23 protein-coding genes and 1 pseudogene are annotated in these 24714 nt (G+C 67.9%); 11 read left to right on the top strand and 13 right to left on the bottom strand.

The features are described 5' to 3' along the window. Nucleotides 1-108: 108 nt before the first annotated feature. The 6 genes from JIX56_RS45900 to JIX56_RS45925 all read right to left on the bottom strand — a co-directional run bounded on the left by JIX56_RS45900 (nt 109) and on the right by JIX56_RS45925 (nt 5930). Nucleotides 109-1461, bottom strand: coding sequence for a TerD family protein (locus JIX56_RS45900; protein WP_257550183.1), 1353 nt, complete (start codon nt 1459-1461; stop codon nt 109-111). Between the two features lie 109 nt (nt 1462-1570). Next, the gene (locus JIX56_RS45905) at nt 1571-2548 is read right to left on the bottom strand and encodes a hypothetical protein (RefSeq protein WP_257550184.1); all 978 of its coding nucleotides are present in this window, start codon (nt 2546-2548) and stop codon (nt 1571-1573) included. A 413-nt stretch (nt 2549-2961) separates the two neighbouring features. Next, the gene (locus JIX56_RS45910; protein WP_257550186.1) at nt 2962-3318 is read right to left on the bottom strand and encodes a hypothetical protein; all 357 of its coding nucleotides are present in this window, start codon (nt 3316-3318) and stop codon (nt 2962-2964) included. Nucleotides 3319-3478: 160 nt separating this feature from the next. After that, nucleotides 3479-4429: an RNA-binding protein gene (locus JIX56_RS45915; protein WP_257550188.1), complete on the bottom strand. Its 951-nt coding sequence runs from the start codon at nt 4427-4429 to the stop codon at nt 3479-3481. A 107-nt stretch (nt 4430-4536) separates the two neighbouring features. Then, nucleotides 4537-4740 (bottom strand): hypothetical protein, encoded by a 204-nt coding sequence (locus tag JIX56_RS45920; protein ID WP_257550190.1) that lies wholly within the window; start codon nt 4738-4740, stop codon nt 4537-4539. A 596-nt stretch (nt 4741-5336) separates the two neighbouring features. Further along, complete coding sequence (locus tag JIX56_RS45925) at nt 5337-5930, bottom strand: dienelactone hydrolase family protein (RefSeq protein ID WP_257550192.1); 594 nt, start codon at nt 5928-5930, stop codon at nt 5337-5339. Between the two features lie 351 nt (nt 5931-6281). Here JIX56_RS45925 and JIX56_RS45930 point away from each other — a divergent pair, with 351 nt between their 5' ends. After that, nucleotides 6282-6521: a hypothetical protein gene (locus tag JIX56_RS45930; RefSeq protein WP_257550202.1), complete on the top strand. Its 240-nt coding sequence runs from the start codon at nt 6282-6284 to the stop codon at nt 6519-6521. Between the two features lie 144 nt (nt 6522-6665). Here the strand turns inward: JIX56_RS45930 and JIX56_RS45935 are convergent, their stop codons facing one another. From JIX56_RS45935 to JIX56_RS45945, 3 genes are all read right to left on the bottom strand, one after another. Continuing rightward, complete coding sequence (locus JIX56_RS45935) at nt 6666-7832, bottom strand: ATP-binding protein (protein WP_257550204.1); 1167 nt, start codon at nt 7830-7832, stop codon at nt 6666-6668. A 668-nt stretch (nt 7833-8500) separates the two neighbouring features. Beyond that, nucleotides 8501-8884 carry a hypothetical protein gene (locus tag JIX56_RS45940; protein ID WP_257550205.1) on the bottom strand — a complete coding sequence of 128 codons (384 nt, stop codon included), beginning with the start codon at nt 8882-8884 and terminating at the stop codon, nt 8501-8503. Nucleotides 8885-9369: 485 nt separating this feature from the next. Beyond that, nucleotides 9370-10074 (bottom strand): haloacid dehalogenase type II, encoded by a 705-nt coding sequence (locus JIX56_RS45945; RefSeq protein WP_257550207.1) that lies wholly within the window; start codon nt 10072-10074, stop codon nt 9370-9372. A 290-nt stretch (nt 10075-10364) separates the two neighbouring features. Between JIX56_RS45945 and JIX56_RS45950 the strand changes: the two genes are divergently transcribed. After that, complete coding sequence (locus JIX56_RS45950; RefSeq protein WP_443032092.1) at nt 10365-10934, top strand: TetR/AcrR family transcriptional regulator; 570 nt, start codon at nt 10365-10367, stop codon at nt 10932-10934. 96 nt (nt 10935-11030) lie between these two features. Here the strand turns inward: JIX56_RS45950 and JIX56_RS45955 are convergent, their stop codons facing one another. The 3 genes from JIX56_RS45955 to JIX56_RS45965 form a co-directional block, all read right to left on the bottom strand. Then, nucleotides 11031-12344: a helix-turn-helix domain-containing protein gene (locus tag JIX56_RS45955; protein WP_257550211.1), complete on the bottom strand. Its 1314-nt coding sequence runs from the start codon at nt 12342-12344 to the stop codon at nt 11031-11033. Nucleotides 12345-12686: 342 nt separating this feature from the next. Further along, complete coding sequence (locus JIX56_RS45960; RefSeq protein ID WP_257550213.1) at nt 12687-13271, bottom strand: 1,2-dihydroxy-3-keto-5-methylthiopentene dioxygenase; 585 nt, start codon at nt 13269-13271, stop codon at nt 12687-12689. Continuing rightward, the gene (locus JIX56_RS45965; RefSeq protein ID WP_257550214.1) at nt 13268-13942 is read right to left on the bottom strand and encodes a class II aldolase/adducin family protein; all 675 of its coding nucleotides are present in this window, start codon (nt 13940-13942) and stop codon (nt 13268-13270) included. The genes JIX56_RS45960 and JIX56_RS45965 overlap by 4 nt, the downstream gene beginning before the upstream one ends. A gap of 704 nt (nt 13943-14646) precedes the next feature. Between JIX56_RS45965 and JIX56_RS45970 the strand changes: the two genes are divergently transcribed. The 9 genes and pseudogenes from JIX56_RS45970 to JIX56_RS46010 all read left to right on the top strand — a co-directional run. Then, nucleotides 14647-15633 carry a class I SAM-dependent methyltransferase gene (locus JIX56_RS45970; protein ID WP_257550216.1) on the top strand — a complete coding sequence of 329 codons (987 nt, stop codon included), beginning with the start codon at nt 14647-14649 and terminating at the stop codon, nt 15631-15633. A gap of 139 nt (nt 15634-15772) precedes the next feature. Further along, nucleotides 15773-16771 carry a PLP-dependent cysteine synthase family protein gene (locus JIX56_RS45975; RefSeq protein ID WP_257550218.1) on the top strand — a complete coding sequence of 333 codons (999 nt, stop codon included), beginning with the start codon at nt 15773-15775 and terminating at the stop codon, nt 16769-16771. Nucleotides 16772-16791: 20 nt separating this feature from the next. Beyond that, nucleotides 16792-17763 carry a DMT family transporter gene (locus tag JIX56_RS45980; protein WP_257550219.1) on the top strand — a complete coding sequence of 324 codons (972 nt, stop codon included), beginning with the start codon at nt 16792-16794 and terminating at the stop codon, nt 17761-17763. A 56-nt stretch (nt 17764-17819) separates the two neighbouring features. Then, nucleotides 17820-18467, top strand: coding sequence for a class I SAM-dependent DNA methyltransferase (locus tag JIX56_RS45985; RefSeq protein ID WP_257550221.1), 648 nt, complete (start codon nt 17820-17822; stop codon nt 18465-18467). Nucleotides 18468-18631: 164 nt separating this feature from the next. Beyond that, nucleotides 18632-19858 carry a methionine adenosyltransferase gene (metK, locus tag JIX56_RS45990; RefSeq protein ID WP_257550223.1) on the top strand — a complete coding sequence of 409 codons (1227 nt, stop codon included), beginning with the start codon at nt 18632-18634 and terminating at the stop codon, nt 19856-19858. A 134-nt stretch (nt 19859-19992) separates the two neighbouring features. Further along, complete coding sequence (locus JIX56_RS45995) at nt 19993-20976, top strand: carbohydrate kinase family protein (RefSeq protein ID WP_257550224.1); 984 nt, start codon at nt 19993-19995, stop codon at nt 20974-20976. Beyond that, nucleotides 20973-21881, top strand: coding sequence for a methylenetetrahydrofolate reductase [NAD(P)H] (metF, locus tag JIX56_RS46000; RefSeq protein WP_257550226.1), 909 nt, complete (start codon nt 20973-20975; stop codon nt 21879-21881). Before JIX56_RS45995 ends, metF begins: the two co-directional genes overlap by 4 nt. Further along, the gene (ahcY, locus tag JIX56_RS46005; RefSeq protein WP_257550228.1) at nt 21871-23322 is read left to right on the top strand and encodes an adenosylhomocysteinase; all 1452 of its coding nucleotides are present in this window, start codon (nt 21871-21873) and stop codon (nt 23320-23322) included. Before metF ends, ahcY begins: the two co-directional genes overlap by 11 nt. A 347-nt stretch (nt 23323-23669) precedes the next feature. Further along, nucleotides 23670-24085: pseudogene (locus JIX56_RS46010) on the top strand (IS5 family transposase); the annotation flags it as partial. Here JIX56_RS46010 and JIX56_RS46015 read toward each other — a convergent pair. Then, the gene (locus JIX56_RS46015; protein ID WP_257551506.1) at nt 24066-24494 is read right to left on the bottom strand and encodes a nuclear transport factor 2 family protein; all 429 of its coding nucleotides are present in this window, start codon (nt 24492-24494) and stop codon (nt 24066-24068) included. The pseudogene JIX56_RS46010 and the gene JIX56_RS46015 overlap by 20 nt on opposite strands. Between the last annotated feature and the right edge of the window lie 220 nt (nt 24495-24714).

The raw sequence follows: 24714 nt of genomic DNA on the forward strand, positions 1-24714 counted from the left end.
CGAGCGGTAGTTGTGCGGTAGGTCGGTTGTATGAGGCATCCGCACGGGGGCGGGCCGACCGCCGAGCGGCAGGCGTTTCGTGAGCACATTCACTGGCCGCTCTGGTGCTCAACGGCGGCTCCAGAAACCCCTGCCGCCGACCTGGCGTGGCTCGAGCGACCAGCCCCCGCTGGCCTTGATCACCAAGAGTCGCGGCCCTTCGGTCAGCGGTACGGTGCCGCGCCCACGGTCCCACTTGCTGAACACGTGATCGCGCTTGCCGTTCGGCCGGACGGCCTCGATTTCGAAGTACCCCTCCCCGTCCTCGTCGCCCCGGTGCCTGATGACGAGGTCGACCGCGTCCCCGGTGTGGGCCAACACGTCCGGTCCATGCCCCTCAAGGCGGCCGTTCAGCTCGCGGAGCGTGGACACCGGGCGTACGGAGACCGTCCACTCGTCCTGGGTCTTCACGTGCAGCCGCAGCGGAGCGCGACCGTGGTGGTCCGCGAGACCCCGGCCTCGCACGTCCTCGATCCAGCTGAAGAAGACGGTTTTGTCGTCGTGATTGCGGTGGTCCAGGGTGACGATCTCCAGGCTGCCGTCGCCCTCCTTGACCACGTCGACGACCACGAAGCCGGCCGGGATGGGAACGTCGGCCCGGATGACCTCGCTGCCACTCCCGCTCTGCTCGAAGTACAGGAACTCGGGCCCGAAGCCGGCCGGGAGCGAGTTGCTCGGCATCGCGGGACCGCCGGCCGGCGCGACGGCGGCCGGCACCGGGCCGTCGGTCTTCATGACAGAGACGGGCTCCGGCACCGGGACGGGCTGTGGTACGGCGACAGGCTGCGGCACCGGCACGGCTGTCGGCACGGCTGTCGGCACCGCGGCCGTCTCCGGCAACGGTGGCGCCGACGGAAGCCCGCGAGGCAGCGGCGGCGCGGGTGCGTCGTCCGCCACCGTGAAACCGAAGTCCGCAGCCAGGCCCGGCAGCCCGGACGCGTATCCCTGCCCCACCGCACGGAACTTCCACCCCCCGTTCCTGCGGTAGAACTCGCCCAACAGGATCGCCGTCTCCGTCGTCGCGTCCTCGACGGCGTACAGCGCCAACTGCGCCCCGGTGGCCGCGCTCACCGCCTGCATGTACAAGTCCGCGACCTCCCCGAACGTCCCGCCGTCGCAGGACGCCGCGACCACAATCCGATCGACGGACGGCTCGACCCGGCCGGGGTCGATCTCCAGCCAGTCCGCGGCCACTCCGCCCTCCCCCTGGGCGTTGCCCAGAAGCCGTACGCCGCTCCCCGCGTGCACTGGCTGGTTGTAGAACACCAGGTCGCCTCGGCCCCTGACTTTGCCGCTCGCGTCGACCAGCAGCGCAGCCGCGTCGACCTCCGGTGCCCCCGGCCCACCGGACCGGCGTACGACCGCTACGCGCATCGGCTCGCCACTGAGCGGAAGGTTCCCCCCTTTGATGATCTGCGTCATGCACGCATCCTGACACCCCCACCGAGCCGCCGACAGGGGCTTTCTCCAGGATCGCCGCCCGAGAAAGCCCGTGCCATGGCCACCGTGCCCTGAATGCCGATCCACCCCCTCAACCTGCAAGATGCGGCGGCGCGGACTGCTGCGGAGCGCGGGACCAACGGACGGGGTGACCACCGGGGCCGTCGGTCAGCCAGGAGCCGTCGCCCAGGGGCACCAGCTCGTAAGGGCTGCTCACCTCGACGGTGATTTCGCCGCTGAGCGTGCCTGTGCGTACGTCGACCAGGTGGTAGCGGAACCACTCCTCCCCGTCCTGGCTCTCACCGCCCAGGGTGACGACGGCCGTGTCCTCGGTCAGGTAGCCGCCGCTCCATTCCACGAAGGACTCCTCCGGGTCGTACCCGAAGGCCTCGACCGGGAGAGAGAAGAGCACATCCCCGTTGGGGTGGTGGTGAAAGGCGACGTCTGCCTGCTCGTGGTCGACGGTCATGAACTGCTGCCCGGACGGCGCCAGGTCGATCAGGCAGCGGTCCGACCACGGGTAGGTCTCGAACTCCGGCCGGCCATCCGCCCCGGCCGTGCCCCGGAGAATGACGGAGCCGTCCTGGCCCTCACCGATGTCGAGGTAGACGCTGCCGTCCACGGGATGCACGTGGTGGCCGGCGCCGTGTCCGACCGTCTCCAGCTCTCGGCGGGCCAGAACCACACCGCTATCGGCGTCGTGCACGACCCACTGGTCTCCGCCCCCGCGTCTCGCCATCGCGTCCGGCCGGTAGACCCACACCGTCCGGCCGTCCAGAGACAGCGCACAGCCAGGCCGGTGGCCATGGCGTACGTCGGAGTACGGCTCGAAGTCCGAGGCCCACGCCACGTCGCCGGCACGTGTGAGGCACACGGCGCCGTTCAGCGTCGTGTACACGACCCGCTCCAGATCCTGCCGGACCACCGACGCCACGACCCCGTCGCCGTCCCGCGGCTGGAACACCGCAGCGGGCTCCAGCGCCCCGTAGGCACCGGAGTCCACGACGTAGGCGTAGATCCGCCCGTCGCGGTGACGCGTGATGACCTTCGGTGGCGGCGCAGGAATCATCCGCTGAGGCTAACGCCCAGTCAGGCCGCCCGCGATCCGGGGGCGGTGTGCACGCCGAGCGAGGCATGGGCGGGCCGACTACGACGCTTGGGCGGGCCGACTACGACGCTTGGGCTGGCCAACTATCGCGCTCAGTGGCCAGGTGTAGCGCTCAGTCACAACACGTGTGTCCGTGCTCGATAGGTGGCCCGTTGGGTCAGGTACGCGCTCAGCCACGGGACAGGTGCCGGAGGCGTCCCGACGGATCAGGGTGTAGGCGAGGCCTCGGCAAGGGACATCCAGTCTCGGACCGTCTCCTGGTGCGATCCGCTCGCTGTGCTCGTAGCCACTGTCTTCGCGTCCGCAACAGAGCACGGTGCCCCTGCTCGGGTGAGCAGGACGAGGGGCCACTCCGGGCCCGCCCCAGCGGACTCTCATCGAAGGCGGTCCAGTTCCAGGGCCCGCGGAGGATCATGGTGGTCGACAGCCGTCACGTGCACCACGGTGGGTGGCACACCGACCCGGCAGACGTCTCCCTCCTTCAGCTGTTCGGGCGGCGGGTCGGTCCGAAACAGCTCGCGCTCGACATCAGGTGAGACGTGTCCGCCGCTGCCTACGCCGAGCGCGACGATCCCGTTCCAGTGCGCGGACTCGCTGCCGGTGTCGATTTCCCACCACGGCCATCGAACCGCCAGGTGATCCCACGTGAGACCCCGCTCGACCCTGGTCGCCGTGTAGGGACAAGCGACCGACAGCACGTCGCCGACCCGGAATTCCACCGCATCCACCATTTGGCCAGGTTAAACGGGTCACCCTGGCCTTCTACGCGGGCCTTCCTGTCGGAGCGTCGACTCGGATCTGTGGGCCATCACGTCGCTGTGACTGAGCGCGACATCTGGTCCGCCGGTTCTATGCACAGCACCTGCTGGTTCGCCCGGCGCGCGAACCGGGTTACCACCGGGCGCGCAGTACACCGTCGCTGTCCGGGAGGACAGCACAGAGCAGCGGGCGGTGTTCGGCGAGGGACAGGGGCAGGGCGCAGGCGGCTCGGGCATCGGCCACGTGGGCGGTGAGCTTGTGGTAGTCGGTGTCGTCGACGATCGCGTGGCTGATCGTCCCGTCCGGCGTCTCCCAGACGAACTCGATGGTTTCCTCCTGGGGCAATGCGGCGAGGACGGCGCCGACGTCCGGGGACAGGTCGGGCCAGACGGTCAGCAAGGCGCGGGGGGCGAGACCGGCGCGCACGGTGTCCAGGTTGTCCGGCGTGATTCGGTGCCAGCGTGCGGCGTTGCGGACGTGGCTTTCTTCGAGGAGCAACGCATGCCGTGAGGCCAGCGCGGTGTGCACGCGTATCCAGAAGTGCTCGTCGGCCGGCTCCGTCACTTCCGCTTCGTCGAACTCGGCCGCGTAGGGTGAGGCCGTCAGCGGCTCCGGGAAGAGGCCGAGTTCCCGGGTACGCGCCACGGCGTCCGCGCAGGGCCTGTCGCTGCCCACGTACATGTACTGATCCCACCCGACGTGCACGGTGAACACGTCCCCGACCTCCAGCCGACACCAGGCGCCCTGGTCGCGGAGCATCGCACGGACCAGCTCCAGGGCGACCGGAAGGAAGACCTCGGCCCCGTCGTGGTAGCCGGTGAGGTCGGGAGGGAAGAGATCGCCGAGGCCGTGCCCCGCAACTGAGGGCTCCCCGCCGAAGTGTACGAAGCCTGTGACCGCGGGATCGCGGATCTCCAGCCGGTCGATGCCCGAGCTCTCCGCGAAGGCGGCCATCGCCGCCAGGTACGCCGCTTCGACAGGCCCGTTGTCGCTGGTCGTGTCCTCGGCGCCGGTGTAGTGACCGTGCTCGTCGCGGTCGGCGGGGTCGTATTTGGTGATCCGGTGGACGAAGGCAGGCGGCACGCCACTCCTCGGACGGGGCGGGAGGAGTGCCCAGCGTAGATCCCGGTCCCGATTCCGTGGCCGGGGGGAGGCGGCCCCCATCGACGGGTTCGAGGTCCGACGGTCATCTACTCGGGAGCGGTGAGCCTCCTCGATGAAGGCGCCTCGGTCGCGGCGGCGATTTCGGTGATGCGGTGAAGTGCGTCCTGGTGGGCGTCCGCGTTGCCCGGCATCTTCTGCCAGGCGCGGATGGTGACGGTCGCGGACTGGAGGGCGCCGGGGGTGATGCCGAGGTAGCAGGCGGCTGCGGCGCGAGATCCGCCACAGGTCATCTGGACGAGGCGGACCGCGGCGTCTCGGCACAGTTGTCTCGCGGGCCCGTCCAGTTCGTCCAGTGGCCCGGCCCAGGAGTCCGGCAGGAGCTGCGGGATGTCCTTCGGATCGTTCAGACCTTGGTGGGTCGGGGCTGGGGGAAGAGCGAGGGCGGGCCGACGGTTCCGTGACGCAGGTGGGAACTCTTGCCCGGGGCGGCGTTCATGCCGGGGGAACAGTGGGGGCGAGGCGCTTCAATCGGCTGGTATCCGGCGCGGTTGGAGGGAAGCTGGGACAGAACGCGGGCGAGTGGTGTCTGGCCGTCTGGGTCGTTGAGGATCTCGACGACGAGTGTCATCAGGGCGGCTGCCCGTAACGGGTCGCCAGGCGCTGCGGTACAGCCGCGCCGCCGCACGGCGCGAGCCCGGCCGCGCTTCTCCCACCGCCGTCACGAACCCGTCAGCCCAACCAGTGAAGCGAGCACATCCGCATCGCCGCCATCAATCATCGGCTCCCCAATCGGTGAGGGCGGGCTGCGCCCGCCCTCACACCGGCTTCGAAATTTCGCCAGGACTGGGTAGCCATGTGCTTCGGGCTTGGTTTCCGAGCCGGAGCCTCAGATGGCCAGGGTGCGGTCGAGGAGGGGCAGCAGGCGGTCCCAATGGCGCTGCAACGCGGCGGGGTTGAAGGCGTCGGTGTCGGACATGGTGAAGCCGTGGATGGTACCGGGGTAGATCTCGGAGGTGTAGCCGACCCCTGCGGCATCCAGGGCCTGGTTGAGCTCGCCCAGGGCCTCGGGCGTCAGGTCGCCTTCGGCGTGGCCGAGGTGGACCTGGGCGGTCAGCTTGGCGAGGCTGTCGGGTCCGTCGGCGCCCACGGGGCCGTGGAATGCGGCGACGGCGGCCACTTGGCCGGGGTGGGCCGCGGCGGTGCGCATCGCCAGGAGGCCGCCTATGCAGTAGCCGGTCACCGCGACCGGTCCGGCGCCGACCTCGGGCTGGGTGGTGAGGAACCTGAGGTAGGCGTCGGCGTCGCTCAGGACACGTTCGGCGGTGTGCGCCTCGATCAAGGGCATCAGCTTGGCTATGACCTGGGGCCGGGCCTCTTCTCCGATGTGCTCGGGAAGCTCGATCACCGGTGCCGGGCCGTGCCGGTAGAAGAGGTTGGGGACGAGCACGTAGTACCCGTACCCGGCCAGTTCATGGGCCATCGCGGTAGATGTTGCGCGAGCCCTCACGGCGTCCCGGAGGAGTTTGCCCAGGCCAGCACAGCGTGCGGGCGTGGTCGGGGTGCTGACGTCTCCGTTGCGGCCGCTTTCGCCCATGTCCCTGGTTGAGGTTGAGGTTGAGGGGTGAGGGAGGGTTCGGGATGGGCGGCGCGGACGCAGCCGGGAACCAGGGCGCGCTCGCCTCGGTCGGGCGCGGCAGCCGCCGCAGAGCGCGTCGACCGGGCGGTTCGACGAGGCCCGGTGTCAGCGAGTGCTGACGTAGCGCACGGCCGCGCCCTACTTCTCCCGCACCGGGGCCAGGCACCACTGGCACAGTGGGTTGGAGCCGGGGGAGTGGACATCCCGCGCGTGCCGCTGCGCCACGACCGCGCCGTCATCGCCGCCCACGTGCTCACCGCCTGGCTGCGTACTGCGCGCCGTACCGGCCGCCCCGGTAATCGGCAGCGCCGGGCAGCGACTCGCCGCGTGCTGAGTAAGGACGCCAACCAGCGTGCGCACCAGGCCGCCGACAGCGCATCGAGTGCGCAGGACGTTCCCGATGCGCACCAGGACAAGCCCCGCGCGCCACCGTGAGGACGACCGGCGCGCGCACCAACCCGCACGAGCCCGGCCCCGGCCAGAGTCCCGGCGTGCACCCGTGAGTGCATCTGGTGCGGGCACAGCCAACTGCAGTGCAACGCTTCCGCGCGGCTTTCTGGCGGGGCCGTCCTCTGCTGTTCAGTCCTGGTGGATGCCCCGGACGATCCGGTCGACGACCACCGCGGCCCGCCCCGGCTGCTCCTCGAACCAGTTGCCGAGGTGCTCCCGGACGGCCTTCCCGACACAGACCCGCACGTCGGTGTTGCCCAGCAGCCCGCGCGTGGCGCCCAGGAATTCGGGACGGTCGAGCTTCACCGACACGACGGCCGTGAGGCCCTCGCCGATCCGGTCGGCGCCGGGATCGGGGTCCGCCGCCAGCAGCCCCCGTTCCCGCGCGTACGCCATGACTGCGGCGGCCACTCCGTCGCGGAAGCCGTCCACGTGCGTGCCGCCCTGTGGAGTGGCCCGGCTGTTGACGAAGCTGCGCATCCGCTCCTCGCGGGAGCCGCTCCACAGGAGGGCCACCTCCATCGTCCCCGCCATCCTCGGGTCCTCCCGTTCGAAGCCGATGACGTCCGGATGGAGGGCCGCCCCGGTCTCCGCGTCGAGGGCGGCCACGAAGTCCCGCACTCCGTCCGGGAACCGGAACAGCACCGCCCGGGCCTCGCCCGCCGGGCGTTCGTCGGTCAGCGAGATCCCCAGCCCCCGGTTGAGGAAGGCCACCTGCCGAAAACGCTCCGCCAACACGGCGAACGAGCACCGCGTCGTCTCAAAGATCTCGGTGTCGGGCCAGAAGGCGATGGTCGTCCCGCTTCCGGTCGCGGGCCCGACGGCGGAGGGCGGGGTGACGGCGACACCTCGCGCGTACTCCTGGACCCGGCGGACCCCCTCCCACCGCACCTCTGCCGTCAGCCGACTCGACAAGGCGTTGGCGACGAAGAGCCCCACACCGAATTGGCCCACGGCCGCGACGTGCCGGCCACTGGGCTCGGACCCGGCGTAGAAACTGGTCAGCAGCGCTTCGAGGCCCTGGTGGCCGTCGGTGTCCCCGGTGTCCTCGAAGGGACCCCCCGGCCCGTCGTCGGTGACTCGCACGCCGCCGTCGGGCGTGAGCGTGACGTCGACGGAGCCGCCGCGGCCGGGCAGGACCTGATTCACCGCCCGGCCGACGACCTCGAACACCAGCTGATGCAGACCGCGTTCGCCGATCGAGCCGACCCACATCCCGGGCCGCTTCCGAACGGCTTCCCGCCCCTCCAGCACCTCGATCCGGGCAGCGTCGTACCCCGTGCTTTCCCCACTCACGAAGACCCCGTCCCATGGCATCCGGCAGACTTCCCCAGCCTAGGTGGAATCCAGGAAAACACCAGGTCAAAGCCATTTTGGTGAGGCCCGGGACGGGCGGGTGAGGGCGCGCCGGGAAGTAGTCGGGCCCAGGACCGCGCACCGCGCCCGGAGCGTGCCCGTGGGTCCGCCGAAGCCGCATACGACCCCGTTGCGGGAGCCCCTGAGGTCCCGAATTCCGGTATGTGGCAGGTCATCCAGGGAAGTTGGATCACCCACCTGCGGCGCACCCTGGTCAATACGTACCTGTCTCAAGATCCCAGCGGTCCTCATCGGCTCGATGAGGACCAGGGCCCCGACGGGATCGCCTACGAGGCACTGTTACGCCGAGGCACTGCAAACACGCCGACGGTGGCTCCTACGGCGACCCCGCCGATGCGTGGAGTGAAGCGCGGGCTCGGAGGTGCCTCCAGCGGTGGAGTGTCCGGCTGGGACATCAACCTCGGCCTGGGCCTGACGGCCGGCGCTCTCGCTGCCGCCGGCTGCACCCTCAGGACTCGTCGCCGGACCGTGATCTCACAACGCAAGGACGTCGATGCCGGTATGCCAGCCCTGTGGGGTGCACCGGCACGGGGTGCGCCCCACCTCGGGCGGGTGCGTAGCTCTCTGTCTCGGGGTGGGCTCTCCGGTCATGCGGCCAGGACGTTCCGCAACTCCCGTACGGCACGCTCACGGTGGTGCTCGGTAGGGATCGCCTCGTACAGGTCCAGGGCGCGGCGGCGGACCAGGCCGGCGCGGTAGCCGTCCGGCAGCGCCGTCAGGGCGGAGACCGTAGGGCGGCACGCCTCTTCGCTGTCGCCGTCGTGGTGAGCACAGGCGGCGGCGTCGATGTTCAGCAGGGTGCGCGTCATGGTGCTGGTCGGCGCGGACAGCTCCAAGGCGCGCTCCTGGCTGACGTGGGCGAGGCGGGTTTCCCCGAGCGTGGTGAAGGCATGGCTGAGGTGGACGTGGTGCTTCTGTTCGCCGTACGTCAGCCACGTGTCCGACCGCTTGCCCTCAGGGAGCCGGTCCATGAGGGCGTCGGCGGCCTCGAGCGCGGCGCGGGCCTGTTCGGGCTGGTGGTTGAGGGCGTAGGCGCGGGCGGCACGTCAGCGTGGTGGTTTACGTGCTGGAACCGGCGCTCCGTGCCTGATGGCATGTCCGGCATCGATCCCGTACGCGATGTCTCGCAGGAAATTCCATACGTGCTGAAGCAGCATCCTCATTTGGGGATCCCCAAGCAGTCTCGGCTGCCGAGCGGGACGCGGAAACGCCCCCTCGCGAAGTATACCCACCTGTATGGCTACTGACGAGCCGACCGACATGGCGGTCAGTCGCGCGCGAGCGGCCTTCGGCGCCACCGGTCGGCCCGCTGTGGACCAGGGCACCGGTACGCATCCGGCGACGATTCGGTTTGGCCTGACACCCGCCGCGCCCTGTGGTGCCCGGGCCCAGAACCCAGGGACACCACGATGAGAAGGCTCCGACCGCCGGGTGCTCGGCCTGTCGCGTTCTGGTACTACACCCCCGCCAGGACGGCGGCCAGTTCCTCCAGGCCGCTTGACCGCCACGTGAAGGAGTCGGCATCGCGCGGCGGATCCCCGACCGGTCGCTGAACGTGGGCGGTTCGCATGCCCATGGCCTGGGCTCCGCGGAGGTCCCAGGCGTGCGCGGCGACCATGAGTACGCGCTCTGGTGGAGAACCTGCCGCGTCGAGCGCGAGCTGGTAGACCTCCGGCGCGGGCTTGTACGCCTGGGCGTCCTCGGCGGACAGGGCTTGATGCCAGCGCAGTGCCGCGTGAGCGTTGAGCCGGAGCAGGGACGTGCGGCTGGCATCGCTCAGGGCCAGCACCGGAAAACGCTCGGCCAGGCGTGCGAGGCCGACGAGGGAGTCGTCCCAGGGCTTCATGCGCTGCCCTGCCGTGGCCAGTCGATCGAGGGCAGCGGCGTCGGTCAGGCCGACACGGTCGGCCACACGCTCGGCCGCCTCCCGGTCGATGATCTCCGAGTTGGCATAGGGCCGCACATCTTCCGCGATGCGACGCTGCTCGTGCCGCACATACTCTTGCCACACGTTGAGCAACCGGTCGACACAGAGTTCCCCGGAGGCTTCTTCGGATGCGGGAGCCGCCTCCCGCATGGCCGCTCGCAGTCCGCCGGGTTCGTCGACCATCGTGCCGAGGACGTCGAAGACGATGACCTCGATGTCGTATGCCTCGGTCATCCGACCTCCTCATTACGGCGTTCCGGCGTAAACGGTGAACCGAAGCAACTGACCAAGCCCGTCATTACCCCGTCAGCGGCATGTCGTACGAACAGGCGTCACGAACAACTGACATGACGGCGTCGCAATGGTCGGTTCACTTCGCCGGTGAGGCGGAGCTCTTCGGAGTTCCCGGCTCCTCCTGGGCGTTCACGCTTGCGCAGCGACTGCTGTAACTATACCGATGGGTGTAGTGTTGAGCTGTGACTGTCAACAGCGAGAGCGTCGGTCGAAGCAGCAAGCGTCGCGGCATGCAGCACCTCACGCCGGCCGGCGTGAAGATCCTCCAGACCGCCTCGCGGCTCTTCTACGAGCAGGGGATCCGCGCCGTCGGCGTGGAAGCGATCGCGGAGGAAGCGGGCGTCACCAAGAAGACCCTCTACGACCGCTTCGGTTCGAAAGAGGACCTCATCGTCGCCTATCTGCGTGCTCGTGATGGCTTGTGGCGTTCCACGCTGGTGAATCACGTCAACGCTCATGATGGTCCCCCCACAGAGAAGATCCTGGCCACGTTCGGAGCTCTGCGCGAATGGCTGCGCGAGCGGAACCTGCGGGGCTGCGCCTTCATCAACGCGTCCGTGGAACTCCCTGAAGGCCACCCGGGCCGGGAGGTCGCCCGCGACCAGAAGGCCTGGCTGCTCGCCTACCTGGAAGGACTGGCCGCGGAAGCCCGTGCCCAGGATCCCGCAGGACTGGCCGCCCAGATTCTGATCCTGCACGAGGGGGCCTGTGTGGCCGATTCCATGCGGTCGCTGGATCGGGCCGTCGATCGTGCTGAGCATGTGGCCAGAGTCCTCATCGAAACGTCGCTTCCCGAGTGACCACTCCGGCCCCCAGCCACATGACACGCGGGTGATGATCCGGGGTTCGCGTCCGCTGCCGGGACCGGTCTCCCGGCCCCGGCTACCAGCGAGGTTCTACGCGATGAGGGACGTAGCGGCCGGGGGGTTCAACGGGGGTATCGGGTCGGCCGCATGGCCGTTCGCCATCGCGCGCCCGGGGTTGCCGTTCAGCTGCCTTGCCAGATCGGCCGCATACGCCCGCAACAGGTCGTGCATGCGATAGTGACGCTCGTCATGGCGCTGAACCAGGTGCGCGGCGGCCAGATTGCACAGCGACAGTGAGGCCTCTTCGGGAGGGACGCCCGCGATCGACGCCGTGCTGGCCACGTCGATCAGATGACCCGGGAGCAGGCCGAGCCCCCGGAAGACACGAGCACTCTGCTCGTCGAGCGCCTTGTACGAGGTCTCGAACGCGTCGCGGAGTACCACGTCTCCCTCGGCGAGGTTCAGCCGGGCCTGTTGGGGTTTGAGTTCGGCGGCAAGGGCCTCGGCGCTGTGGTGCTGATGGCTCACGATCCGCTCGGCAGCCAGGACCAGTGCCAGTGGAAGACGTCCGCATCGCTCCGCCAGTTCGGCTACCGCGCCTGGGTTGGCGTCGGCTCGCACCTGGCCTATGACCGCGCCGATCAGCTTGGCTGCTTCCGGCTGGCGCAGCTCGGGCAGGGGCAGGGAGGCGGCGTCCACCAAGGGCATCAGCCCCGGTAATCGCGACCGGCTGGTCACCACGACGGCGCTTCCCGGAGATCCGGGTAACAGGGGGCGGATCTGCTGGGCGTCCGCGGCGTTGTCCAGAACCAGGAGCATTTCCCGGCCATGCAGGTACGACCGGAAGGTGGCAGCCCTTTGATCCAGCTCCGCGGGAATGCGTTCAGGAGGAACGCCCACGGCGCGCAGCAGATCCTCCAGCACGTCGAAGGGCGCAGCCGCGGTGTCCGGCTCGGGCCCCTGAAGGCTGACGAACAGCTGCCCGTCGGGGAAGTGTCCTTCGTTGACGGCTCGGTGTGCCCACTGCACCGCGAGCGCGGTCTTTCCCACGCCGGGCGGGCCGTTGATCACCGCCACGGGTACCGCAAGTGTCTGCTCGGGGCCTTGAAGAAGCCCGTCCAGTCCATGCAGGTCGTCATGGCGCCCCACGAAATGCCGTTTCGCCGCGGGCAGTTGGGCAGGCTGGACCCAGCCTTGCTGCTGACGAGTCGCCGCTTCCAGAGCGGAGGCAATGGCAATGAAGGTGTTTCCGACGTTCAGTGCTCGATCGCAGGCCTTCGCGAAGCTCACCGACGGCGACCGCTTGCCGGTCTCAACCTTGCTGATGTGGCCTGGGTCGAAATGCACCCGAGCGGCGAATTGCGTGAGCGAAAGCCCGGACTTCGTCCGGTGAGCCCGCAGCAACTGCCCGAACGTCGCCGGTACGCCGGCGAGAGAGCTGATTCTTTCCTGGGTACGCTGAGTTGACGATGAGCCCTGCGCTGGTTCTCGTACCACTGTCTAGCCCCCAGAATTGTACAGTTGGTCCAAAGCAGCCAGCTCAAACCGGGGTTGCTGCGCCGACCGTGCCAACTTCCATGCCCGGGCGGTGGCCTGGTGATCCAGATCGCATGCTTCGGACCGTCTTGGCGGTTGTGAATGGACGCCATGGAAGCTGGCAGCACTCATTGAGGAGAGAGCTGGGTATGGAAGGTCGTGCCCGGCACCGGCAGGAATGGCCGCGGATGTCTTCGGCGACGCGCCGGGCTAGTTGCCCGGCGTCGCGAGTAAATCGTCACAGGTCGGGAACCGGGAGGCGATGCCGTCTGGAAGGAACCGGGTAGCGCTGCGTTCGGCCCGCTGGAAGAAGCGGATCGCGGTGCAGTTTGGGCGAGCGCCCGCGTCGAACCAGTGGGGCGTACGGCCGGGTACGGACAGCAGGTCCCCTGTCGTGCACAGCACCGCGTACACCTGGCCCGCGACGTGGAGATAGAAGCAGCCCGTCCCCGCCACCAGGAAGCGCACGAGATCGTCGTCGTGGACGTGCTCTTGCAGAAATTTCTCACGTGCTGGACACGTCTGCCGGCCCTGACCCGTATCGGTCGGCGGGGGAGTCATGCGGACGATGTCGACGATCCGGTAGCCGCCCTCGGCGCTGAGATGGTCGATGTGGCTCTTGTAGGCCTTCATGACCGTGGTGTCGTCGGCGTCGGCCGGAAGCCGGCGGGCGGCGTGCCACCGGGCGAGGCGCACACCGATCCTGAGCAGTTCCTTGCGGATGACGTCCAGGTCGTCGGTCCGCACCCGCACCGTCTGCGGTGCGTCCTCCGGCATGATCTGAAGCAGTGTCACCGGGCGTTCACCCTGGCTACAGCGGGTTCGCCGGCGACCGCGTCAGCCGGGAACAGGTGGCTGAGCTGTTCGATACGCTCCAGCCTGCTGAGCGCTTCGTCGGCGTCACGGCCCCAGGCGACCAGACCGTTCTGCTGGATGAGCAGAACCGGAGGGGTACCGGCGGCCGAGGCGTCGAGAGCGGTCACCACGTCCTCGGCGATGCGCGACGCGTCGAGTCGGTCCGAGACGACCGGCAGTGCGGGCAGGCAGGCATCCGATAAGCCGAGTGCCTGCGCCATTTCCGGTTCCTTGAGGACCGCTTGGCCGAAATGACCGCTGCCGTCGGTCAAGGAGGCGAGTGCCTTGGCGCACGGTGCTTGCGCATAGATCACTGCTCCGCAGTCGGGCAGTCGTCGGTACAGGGCGAGGTGTATCGCGGTTTCGTCCGGGGGCCATTCGATCTCCCCAGTCAACGGCAGCCCTTCGAACGGATCAACCATCACGGTGTCCTGATGGGTCATCACCCTCTTGTCGAGGTCACCGACGGTGATCAGAACCGCTTCGCCCGATCGCATCGAGACGCTGCCGGACGTTCCCGGCAGCCAACCACGCCGGCACAGGGACTGGCCAACTGCAGAGAGCTGTTGACGTTGCGACTCGGCGTCATCGCGGATGTATACGGGTTTCACGGATTCTCTTCTCCCGTACGGGCCAGTGGTTGCATCCTCGTGCACCGATCGCCGTGCCGTTGACCTCTCAGCGGATCGGCGGCACACGCTCTGGGGACAGCCAATGCCTCACCAGCCGCTACGCCGAACAGATGGAGCAACACGTGCGTCTCCTTCGTGGGGGGAGAGACGGTGATGTATACCAACCGGTATAGCTACATGCTAGGGAGTTGAATTTTGTAGTGTCAACAGGGCGCTCCCGAGGTGGCTGGAAAGCTCTTTCCCGTTGTGGTCCAGTCGCGCGTCTGATAGAGGGCGGGCCCGTCAGTGGGCGGAAGTTGTCCGCTTGATGGCGGTATGTAGATTATTGCGGCCCGGCCGCGTGCGTCTGACCATCTGAGTCGATGGCAGGAAAGCGCGTACGGTGGCCGGCTGGTGCACCGGCAAACGCCGGACTGACGCACCCGGCAAGGTGCTCTGGGGGCCGCTGTTGCCGCCGTTGCCTGACGACAGGCAACAGAGCCCCCCTTGTACAGCTTTGCCAGCCGTGGCGATAGTGAAGTCGCTGCCACCGGAGGACGCCGTTCCTCGTGAAGGGCGCAATCCGATCGCAGTTGATTCCCTCGGCACAGACCGGTTCCGTGTGCCCGTCGACCCTTCGTCGAATTGGGCGAGCCGGAGACTCTCGCAGAAGTAGTGCTGTCGCCACCTCTAAGGAGACCGAGATGGGTACACGCGTCGACCATGCCGAACTGGTCGTGTCGCCCGGCGAGTTCTTCCAGATCAGTGAAACAGAACGGATCAGGTCATCCATCGGGCTCCGGCTTTCGGACCATTCCTACCTCCCGAAGGCGGAGGATCCGCGTGCCGACTGGGTGGCGAGCGTTGCCGTGCCGGCGTTCAAGACGCTGGCACGCATGGGGGTGCTCGCCCCGCGGTTCTGCACGATCGGGACAGGGGCAGGCCTCGACGCCCTGGCGGCCGTGGAGATTCTGCAAGCACATACCGTTGGCTTCACCGACCTCCATAAGGACGTTCTCGCGTATGCGCGGGAAAACATTCGCAGCAACCTCTTGAACAAGGATGTCGAACTGATCGGAGGCGTGGGTGACCTCCTCACCCCGCTGGCCGGCAAGCTGTCGCAGATCGACGTGATCTACGAGAATCTCCCCAACATTCCGATGGTGGGCAACGAGGATCTGGCCGACGGCCAGACGAGTTCGACCTTCATCACCGAGCGCAGCGAGGAGATTCCCGGCTCCGCGGAGAAGAACCTCGTGACGCTGCACTACCTGGCTCTCCAGCAGGCACATCCTCTCCTTCGGGTCGGCGGGCGCGTGTTGTCGTCGATCGGTGCGCGCATTCCGTTGTCCGAAATCCTGGCCCTCTCCGGAGCCGCCGGCTACAACGGCAGCATCCTGACCTACACCTGGAAGGTTCAGTCCGAGCCAACCGATGTGGTCGGCGGATACGCCCAGTGGGAGAGGGAAGGCCTGGGGCCGTTCCACTTCTACCCGGTGAGCGTTCTGCGCGATGCCTTCGAGGGCCTGTCGCCCGCGGCGGCCGGGGCGCAGGCCCTGAAACTGGAGGAGGAGCTGGCGCCGTTCGAGATGTCGGCGCTGGACGCCCTGACTCTCGTGGAGAAGGGCGAAAGGGTCGGTCACACGGTCGCGATTCTTGACTCGGTGAAGATTCCTGACTCTGCCCTCTGAACGGGCGTCAGCGCCTCTTGGGTGCATGGACAGTCGACAGCGGACAGTGAGGCACCGGGTAAGCATTGGCCCGGAGTCCGCGGCACACCCGCCGAACCGGCTCTCCATCACCCTTTTCCACACTCAGTAAGGAGTCGGCATGAATGTCCAGTCGTTCATCGGCAGGACGCCCCTCGTCGAACTGAAGACCTTCGACGTTCCGGCCGGTGTTCGGATATTCGCCAAGGCCGAGTTCATGAATCCGGGGGGCAGCATCAAAGACCGGATCGTCCACTACATCCTCGATGACGCCGAGCGCCGCGGTCTGCTCCAGCCCGGCGCGACCATAGTGGAGAACACCTCCGGAAACACAGGTGCGGCGATCGCGATGATGGCGGCAACACGTGGCTACCGCGCGATCCTGACCATGCCGGACAAGGTGAGCAAGGAAAAGCAGGACACCTTGCGCGCCATGGGCGCTGAGGTGATCGTCTGCCCGACCTCGGCCCCACCGGACTCGGCCAAGCATTATGTGACGTACGCGAGGCGCATCCACGCGGAGATGCCAGGATCATTCACGCTCAACCAGTACGACAACCCGCTCAACGCGGAGGCCCACTTCCGATCGACGGGCCCTGAGATCTGGGAGGCGCTCGGGCAGTCGGTGACGGCGTTCGTCGCATCGGGGAGCACAGGCGGCACGATCTCCGGAACTTCGCGGTTCCTGAAGTCGAAGAATCCGTCCGTGACATCCGTCCTGCTCGATCCGGTGGGTTCCATCTACCACCGCTATTTCCACAAAGGCGTCGTCGACCCTTCGCAGATCGCACCGTACTTCGTCGAGGGCGCGGGCGAGGATCATCTGGCGAAGTGCATGGACTTCTCGGTCGTCGACGATGTGATTCAGTTCACCGACGCCGATGCCTTCGCCACCTGTCAGCACCTGGCCAAACGTGAGGGTCTGATCTGCGGTGGCACCTCCGGTGCCAATGTGTGGGGTGCCGTGCAGGTGGCCCGGTCGCTGACGGAACCGGCCACGGTCGTCACCGTCCTGCCGGACAGCGGAAGCAAGTACATCTCCAAGATCTACAACCGGGACTGGCTGCTGCAGAACGGTTTTGCCGCCGGGCAGAATCCCGCACTGGAAGCGACTGCGTGATGGGGAGTACGCAAAAGAACGTGGCCGCGGCACTGACGGCCGCTCTGCTGTGGGCCTTCGCCTTCCCCGCCCCGGCCGCCGTCAAGCCGGCAAGTGAACTGCTCCTGGTCACCGGCCGGTACTCCTTGTTCGGCCTGTGCGGCCTGTACGTCCTGTACCGAGGCCGGCGCCAGCTCAAGCTGATGCCGATGCGCAGAATCCTCTTCGGCCTGTACATAGGCTTCGTGGGGTACTTCGTCTTCTACATCTGTGTCTCGTACTCCGCCACCATGGGCAGCGGCTTCATTACCGCAGTCATCGTGGGGTCCTCACCCATCACCATTGCGGTGGCGGGCAACTTCGCGGAAAAGCGCATGTCGTGGAGCGAGCTGGTCGCGCCGGTCCTCCTGATTCTCTCCGGCCTCACCCTCCTGAGCGCCACGGACTTCATTTACGAAGGGCCCTCGGACCGCGCGCAGGACTCACTTTTCGGGATCCTGCTGGCCATCATGGCCATGCTCACATGGTCCTACTTCGTTGTCCGCAACGCCCAGTCACAGCGCACCTGGGAGACGAAGCCGGACCCCAAGATCTGGGCGGCGCTGGTGGCCATGGGTGCAGGCGGTGCCTCCATGGTCCTGCTGCCCTTCGCCATTGCCACGACGCCTGAGGAGACCTTCTCTCCGTACCCTCTGTTCAAGATCATCGCCTGGTGCGTCTTCCTCGGAGTCCTCGGTTCCTGGTGGGGCACATACATCTGGGTGAAGGCGGCGCAGGGCATTCCGGTGCCCTTGGTCGGGCCGTTGCTCGCCACGGAGACGATTTTCGGCGCAATCATGAGTCTTCCGGCGGAACAGCGGATGCCCACCTGGACAGAGGTCGGCGGCGCCCTGTTCATTCTTGCCGGAATCGCTGTCTACATGGTGTTCGACGTGAAGAACTCCCGATCGCGAGGAGACGGCGCCGGCGCCGAGCAGAAAACGGACGCGTCAGACGTGCCCGCAGTGACATAGCAGAGCGAGAAAAGAACCGTCACGATCGTTGACCGATCCGACATGGAGGAATTCCCGTGAGCAGCTCCTTCACGAACATCAAGCAGTCCCACGTATTCTTCGACGATTCCCCGGGGCTGAAGAACTACTACGAGGACTGGGCGTCGCGGTACGACGTGGACCTGGCGGACCAGAAATGGGTGGCGCCCCGAGTCGCGGCCAACCTCGTGCACCTGCTCGCCTCCGCCTACGTGACGCCGGACCCGACCGTCTTCGACGCCGGCTGTGGCACCGGCCTCGTCGGCAGTGTCCTGCGCACCCTGGGCAACTACGTGATCGACGGCGTCGACCTCTCGGAGAACATGGCTGCCGAGGCCCTCAAGACCCAGGCGTACCGGAAGGTCTACGGCGGCGTTGACCTGTCGGTGCCCCGGCGCGATGAGCGTCTGGACCAGTACGGCATCGTGGTCAGCAGCGGTGTCTTCACGCTCGGTCATGTGCGCCCCACGGCGCTGCTCACCCTGATCGAGTACGCCCTGCCCGGCGGCCTGATCGCGGTGTCCACCCGCGGCAGCTACGCGGCTGAGACGGGATTCGAGGACTTCGCGCGGTCCGAGAAGGTCGCCGCCCTGGCCTCCCTGGAGTTCAAGCTGGGGGACGCCCGCTACATCGCCGAAGAGAGCGCCGACTACTGGGTCTTCCGCAAGACCGGTCCGGCGCAGTGACAGGGGCCTCGAACCGCTGATCCGGTTCGGAACCACCCCTCCCTCTGACTCCGCCTCAGAAGTATGCGTGGCCATGAGCGGTGACGGGGCCCAGGTACCTCGGCTCCGGCCGCCGGGGCCGCACGATGTCGATCGGTAATCCACCACGTCTGCCCTGGAGTGTCATGTCGCGTAGCCTGTTCACCTCGGAGTCCGTGACCGAGGGACATCCCGACAAGATCGCCGACCAGATCAGCGACACCATCCTCGACGCACTGCTGCGTGCCGACCCCGCGTCGCGCGTGGCGGTCGAAACCCTGATCACCACCGGTCAGGTGCACATCGCGGGCGAGGTGACGACCTCCGCCTACGTCGACATCGCCACCCTGGTCCGCAAGAAGATCCTCGACATAGGCTACGACTCCTCAGCCAAGGGTTTCGACGGTGCCTCCTGCGGGGTGTCGGTGTCGATCGGCGCGCAGTCCCCCGACATCGCGCAGGGCGTCGACAAGGCGTACGAGAGCAGGCTGGACAGCTCGACCATGGGCGGCGCGACGGACGGGCTCGACCAGCAGGGCGCGGGCGACCAGGGTCTGATGTTCGGCTACGCGACCGCCGAGACGCCCTGCCTGATGCCGTTGCCGATCGAGCTGGCCCACCGGCTCTCGCGCCGGCTGACGGAAGTCCGCAAGGACGGCACCGTCCCCTACCTGCGCCCCGACGGCAAGACCCAGGTCACCATCGAGTACCTGGGCAGTCGGCCCGTACGCCTGGACACGGTCGTCGTCTCCTCCCAGCACGCGGGCGACATCGACCTGGACAGCCTGCTCACCCCCGACATCCGCGCCGAGGTCGTCGAGCACGTCCTGGCCCAACTCGCCGACGACGGTATCAAGCTGGACACCGACGGGTACCGCCTGCTGGTCAACCCCACCGGCCGCTTCGAAATCGGCGGCCCGATGGGTGACGCCGGGCTGACCGGACGGAAGATCATCATCGACACCTATGGCGGTTACGCCCGGCACGGCGGCGGCGCCTTCTCGGGCAAGGATCCGTCCAAGGTGGACCGTTCGGCGGCGTACGCGATGCGCTGGGTGGCCAAGAACGTCGTCGCGGCCGGCCTGGCCACGCGTTGCGAGGTCCAGGTGGCGTACGCCATCGGCAAGGCCGAGCCCGTGGGCCTGCTCGTCGAGACCTTCGGCACCAACACGGTCGCCGTCGAGAAGATCGAGAGCGCCATCTCCGAGGTCTTCGACCTCCGCCCGGCCGCCATCATCCGCGATCTCGACCTGCTGCGCCCGATCTACGGCCAGACCGCGGCCTATGGCCACTTCGGTCGCGAGCTGCCGGACTTCACCTGGGAGCGCACCGACCGCGCGGACGCCCTGCGCAAGGCAGCGGCAGCGGGCTGACAGCGCGGCGCCGGGGCACGCCCCGGCACGACAGACAGCGGTGCGCGGTTTACCCCCGGACCGCGCACCGCTTCCCCCGCCACCCCGGCCGTTCCATCGCCCCCACTCCGCCTCAGCACCAAGGAGCGCTGTCCATGCGTATCGCCGTGAGCGGATCGATCGCGACCGACCATCTGATGGTGTTTCCCGGACGCTTCGCCGAACAGCTGATCAAGGAGCAGCTGGAGCGGGTCTCCCTCTCCTTCCTCGCCGACCGGCTTCAGGTGCGCAGAGGAGGTGTCGGCGCCAACATCGCCTTCGGCCTCGGCCTGCTCGGCCTCCGCCCGATCCTGGTCGGTGCGGCGGGAGTCGACTTCGCCGAGTACGGCGCCTGGCTGCGGGCGAATGGCATCGACACGTCTGAGGTCCAGGTCAGCGAGCGTCTGCACACCGCCCGCTTCGTGTGCACCACCGACGAGGACCTGAACCAGATCGCCACCTTCTACGCCGGCGCCATGGCCGAGGCGTCTCGGATCGACCTGGCCGCGATCACCGAACGTACTGGCATGCCCGCGCTCGTCCTGGTCGGCGCCGACGACCCCGCCGCCATGCTGCGGCACACCGCCACGGCCCACCGGCTCGGCATCCCCGTCGCCGCCGACCCCTCCCAGCAGCTCGCCCGCCTGGACCGCGATCAGGTTCGTCAACTCGTGGACGGGGCGCGGTGGTTGTTCACCAACGAGTACGAGGCAGCTCTGCTTCTGGAACGCACCGGATGGACAGAGGACCACCTGCTGGGGCGGATCGGCACCTGGATCACCACGCTGGGCGAGGCCGGAGTGGCGCTGGCCAGGTCGGGTGCCCCCACGCTGCGCATCCCTGCCGTACCCACGGACAAGATCGCCGATCCCACGGGCGCGGGAGACGCCTTCCGGTCCGGGTTCCTCGCCGGTACGGCGTGGGACTGGCCGCAGGAGCAGGCAGCCCGACTCGGCTGCGCCCTGGCCACCACCGTGCTGGAGTCCGTTGGCACTCAGGAGTACAAGCTCAGCCCACCGGACCTGGTCACCCGCATCGAGCAGACGTACGGCAACGACCCGGCCCGCGCTCTCGAGCCGCGGCTCGCGCAGGTGTCATGACCCTCAAGGGTGGTGGAGCAAGCCGGGAGCACGCGTTGACGGACACATCTCCGACGTTCTCATTCGAGTTCTTCCCGCCCAGGACAGCTCAGGGCGAACAGACACTGTGGCGGGCCATCCGCCGGATCGAGGCGCTCGCCCCCGACTTTGTGTCCGTCACCTACGGGGCCGGCGGGTCCTCGCGTGAGCGGACCATCGAGGTGACGCGGCGGGTCGCGGCCGAGACGACCTTGCGACCCGTGGCTCATCTGACCGCCGTGGGGCACTCGGTCCTCGAACTGCGCCACATCATCGGTCAGTACGCCGACGCGGGCATCCGCGATGTACTGGTCCTGCGCGGCGATCCGCCCGGTGACCCCAATGGCCCCTGGATCCCTCACCCGGACGGCTTCACCCACGCGTACGAGCTGGTCGAACTGGTCAGATCCCTCGGGGACTTCACCATCGGTGTCGCCGCCTTCCCGGAAAAGCACCCGCGCTCGCCGGACTGGGACAGCGACATCCGGCACTTCGTCGCCAAGTGCCGCGCGGGCGCGGACTACGCGGTCACCCAGATGTTCTTCGACGCTGAGGACTATGTGCGGCTGCGGGACCGTGTCGCCGCCGCGGGCTGTGACATCCCGATCATTCCCGAGATCATGCCGGCCATCGATGTGCGCCAGATCCGCCGCTTCGCGGAGCTGTCCCACGCCGCTTTCCCCGAAGAACTCGCGCACCTCCTGGAGGCGGTCCGCGACGACCCCATGGCCGGTCACCGGATCGGCGTCGAGCACGCCACCGCCATGGCTGGGCGTCTGCTGGACGAGGGTGCCCCGGGGCTGCACTACATCACGCTGAATAAGTCCACGGCGGCCCTGGACATCCACCGCAACGTACTGAGCGCAAGGAGCCTTCATGTCAGCTGAGTTCATCGATTTCAAGGTCGCCGACCTCTCCCTGGCCGAGTTCGGCCGCAAGGAGATCACCCTCGCCGAGCATGAGATGCCCGGCCTGATGGCGATCCGCAGGGAGTACGCCGAGGCGCAGCCCCTCGCCGGCGCGCGTGTCACCGGCTCCCTGCACATGACCGTGCAGACCGCCGTCCTCATCGAGACCCTGGCCGCCCTCGGCGCCCAGGTCCGCTGGGCCTCCTGCAACATCTTCTCCACCCAGGACCACGCCGCCGCCGCCGTCGCGGTCGGCCCCAACGGCACGGTGGACAGCCCGCGGGGCATCCCGGTCTTCGCCTGGAAGGGCGAGACTCTGGAGGAGTACTGGTGGTGCACCGAGCAGGCGCTGACCTGGCCGGACAGCCCCACCGGCGGCCCCAACATGATCCTCGACGACGGCGGTGACGCCACTCTCCTCGTCCACAAGGGCGTCGAGTACGAGAAGGCCGGCAAGGTGCCCGCCGTCGACACGGCCGAGAACGACGAGCACCGCGTCATCCTCGAACTGCTGAACCGCACCATCACCGACGGCTCCCAGAAGTGGACCCAGCTGGCCTCGGAGATCCGCGGTGTCACCGAGGAGACCACCACCGGTGTCCACCGCCTGTACGAGATGCAGCGTGACGGCGACCTGCTGTTCCCGGCGATCAACGTGAACGACGCCGTCACCAAGTCGAAGTTCGACAACAAGTACGGCTGCCGCCACTCCCTGATCGACGGCATCAACCGCGCCACCGATGTCCTCATCGGCGGCAAGACCGCCGTCGTCTGTGGTTACGGTGATGTGGGCAAGGGCTGTGCGGAGTCTCTGCGCGGACAGGGCGCCCGCGTCATCGTCACCGAGATCGACCCGATCTGCGCGCTCCAGGCGGCGATGGACGGCTACCAGGTCACGACCCTCGACGAGGTCGTCGACAAGGCCGACATCTTCATCACCACGACCGGCAACAAGGACATCATCATGGCCTCGGACATGGCCAGGATGAAGCACCAGGCCATCGTCGGCAACATCGGCCACTTCGACAACGAGATCGACATGGCCGGCCTCGCGCAGATCCCGGGCATCGTCAAGGACGAGGTCAAGCCGCAGGTCCACACCTGGAAGTTCCCCGACGGCAAGGTGCTCATCGTCCTGTCCGAGGGGCGCCTGCTGAACCTGGGCAACGCCACCGGCCACCCGTCGTTCGTGATGTCCAACTCCTTCGCGGACCAGACCCTGGCCCAGATCGAGCTGTTCACCAAGCAGTCCGAGTACCCGATCGGCGTCTACACGCTGCCCAAGCACCTCGACGAGAAGGTCGCCCGCCTCCACCTCGACGCGCTCGGCGTGAAGCTCACGACGCTCCGCCCCGAGCAGGCCTCATACATCGGGGTCGAGGTCGAGGGCCCGTACAAGCCGGACCACTACCGCTACTGAGTCAACATCCCACGCTGCTACTTGACGGACGCTTGGCCCGTACCGTTGATGGGCTCTGTCAAGCGAACGGCTGTGTCCCGTAAGGGGTGGTGACGCACGTGAACCGCACCAGGCGGTCCGGGCCTTGGGCGCGTCGGTGATCTACGGCGCTCTGGCAGCCATCGTGTTCGTCATGCACCGCAACGGCCTCGTCCAGCGGCGCCATGCTCGCCGGAGCCCGCCGCCACCTTGCCCGCGCCTGGCCGTCCTCTGAGGGCGGGGTGGGCAACCGGCCGTGGTCCTGGCGGGTGGGGAAGAGCACCTGCTCCTGCGGCGCTTGGTGGCGCTTGTCGAGACTGGTCGACGCCCGGCCGGGCAGCAAGCACCACCTCATCGTCGACGGGCAAGGCATCCCGCTCGCGGTGTCGCTGACCGGCGGCAACCGCGACGACGTCACCCAACTGCTGCCCCTGCTCGACAAGATCCCGCCCGTCGCGGGCCGGGCCGGCAGATCCCGCCGACGACCGGACGCCCTGCTGGCCGACCGCGGCTACGACCACGACAAGTACCGCCGCCTGCTCCGGCAACGCGGCATCCGTCCCGTGATCGCGGAGCGAGGCCAGCCAGATGACACCGGCCTGGACATCTTCCGCTACGTCGTCGAGGGCACGATCGCCTGGCTCCACGGCTTCCGCCGCTGCGCATCCACTGGGAACGACGCGACGACATCCACGAAGCGTTCCTCGGCCTCGCCCTCTGCCTGATCACCCACCGCCACGTCCAACGCTTGTCTTTGGCAGTGCCAGTTGGTCCACTCCGGGTGGCACGCGCGTGGCCTGGTGGTAGTACATCCGCCAGCCTGCGGCTTGGTCCCTCTTGCGCCAGATCGAACTGTGCCTGGTCCTGCGTTCGCCGAGCATGGTCTCGAAGGTCAGGTGCACCAGACCCGGTGCGAGCAGCACTCCCGAGATCTCCGAAGGCTCATAGCGGGGGCCATCCGCCGAACTGCCCGCATGGTCAGGCAGTTCGGCGAGCATGGCCTCATACGTCCATCGCCGCCCCGACCCGCCGACCTCCACGAACTCCGGGTCGAGAAGCTGCGCGGTGCGTTCCCGCGAGGCACGCACACGTGGATCCATGAGCTGCAACTCGCCCGCGATCGCCTGGTTCACATCGTCTGTTGCACCGTCCATGAACGTATCCTCACCGGACTCATGGTTCCCGCCGCAACCGATTTCATCTGCCGCCACGTGGGACCATCCCTCTTGGCCGACGCGGGCTGTTCCGCGTCGGCCGTCCGATGGTTCAGACGGTGCGGCATTTGGGCGGGGGACGCCTGCCAGATCTGATCGGTGTTGCCGGCTACAGGGCGTTCAGCCGCAGTCGTTGCGGTTGACTCTGTCGGGGATTTTG

It is taken from the genome of Streptomyces sp. CA-210063, from assembly GCF_024612015.1.
Taxonomy (GTDB): domain Bacteria; phylum Actinomycetota; class Actinomycetes; order Streptomycetales; family Streptomycetaceae; genus Streptomyces.

What these genes read in the sequence shown, in the direction of transcription:
- JIX56_RS45950 (WP_443032092.1), top strand. Translation starts at nt 10,365, where the DNA reads ATGCAGCACCTCACGCCGGCCGGCGTGAAGATCCTCCAGACCGCCTCG.
- JIX56_RS45945 (WP_257550207.1), bottom strand. Translation starts at nt 10,074, where the DNA reads ATGACCGAGGCATACGACATCGAGGTCATCGTCTTCGACGTCCTCGGC.
- JIX56_RS45920 (WP_257550190.1), bottom strand. Translation starts at nt 4,740, where the DNA reads ATGACCTGTGGCGGATCTCGCGCCGCAGCCGCCTGCTACCTCGGCATC.
- metF (WP_257550226.1), top strand. Translation starts at nt 20,973, where the DNA reads ATGACCCTCAAGGGTGGTGGAGCAAGCCGGGAGCACGCGTTGACGGAC.
- ahcY (WP_257550228.1), top strand. Translation starts at nt 21,871, where the DNA reads ATGTCAGCTGAGTTCATCGATTTCAAGGTCGCCGACCTCTCCCTGGCC.
- JIX56_RS45995 (WP_257550224.1), top strand. Translation starts at nt 19,993, where the DNA reads ATGCGTATCGCCGTGAGCGGATCGATCGCGACCGACCATCTGATGGTG.
- JIX56_RS45900 (WP_257550183.1), bottom strand. Translation starts at nt 1,461, where the DNA reads ATGACGCAGATCATCAAAGGGGGGAACCTTCCGCTCAGTGGCGAGCCG.
- metK (WP_257550223.1), top strand. Translation starts at nt 18,632, where the DNA reads ATGTCGCGTAGCCTGTTCACCTCGGAGTCCGTGACCGAGGGACATCCC.
- JIX56_RS45970 (WP_257550216.1), top strand. Translation starts at nt 14,647, where the DNA reads ATGGGTACACGCGTCGACCATGCCGAACTGGTCGTGTCGCCCGGCGAG.
- JIX56_RS45940 (WP_257550205.1), bottom strand. Translation starts at nt 8,884, where the DNA reads ATGGACCGGCTCCCTGAGGGCAAGCGGTCGGACACGTGGCTGACGTAC.
- JIX56_RS45905 (WP_257550184.1), bottom strand. Translation starts at nt 2,548, where the DNA reads ATGATTCCTGCGCCGCCACCGAAGGTCATCACGCGTCACCGCGACGGG.
- JIX56_RS45975 (WP_257550218.1), top strand. Translation starts at nt 15,773, where the DNA reads ATGAATGTCCAGTCGTTCATCGGCAGGACGCCCCTCGTCGAACTGAAG.
- JIX56_RS45925 (WP_257550192.1), bottom strand. Translation starts at nt 5,930, where the DNA reads ATGGCCCATGAACTGGCCGGGTACGGGTACTACGTGCTCGTCCCCAAC.
- JIX56_RS45910 (WP_257550186.1), bottom strand. Translation starts at nt 3,318, where the DNA reads ATGGTGGATGCGGTGGAATTCCGGGTCGGCGACGTGCTGTCGGTCGCT.
- JIX56_RS46015 (WP_257551506.1), bottom strand. Translation starts at nt 24,494, where the DNA reads ATGGACGGTGCAACAGACGATGTGAACCAGGCGATCGCGGGCGAGTTG.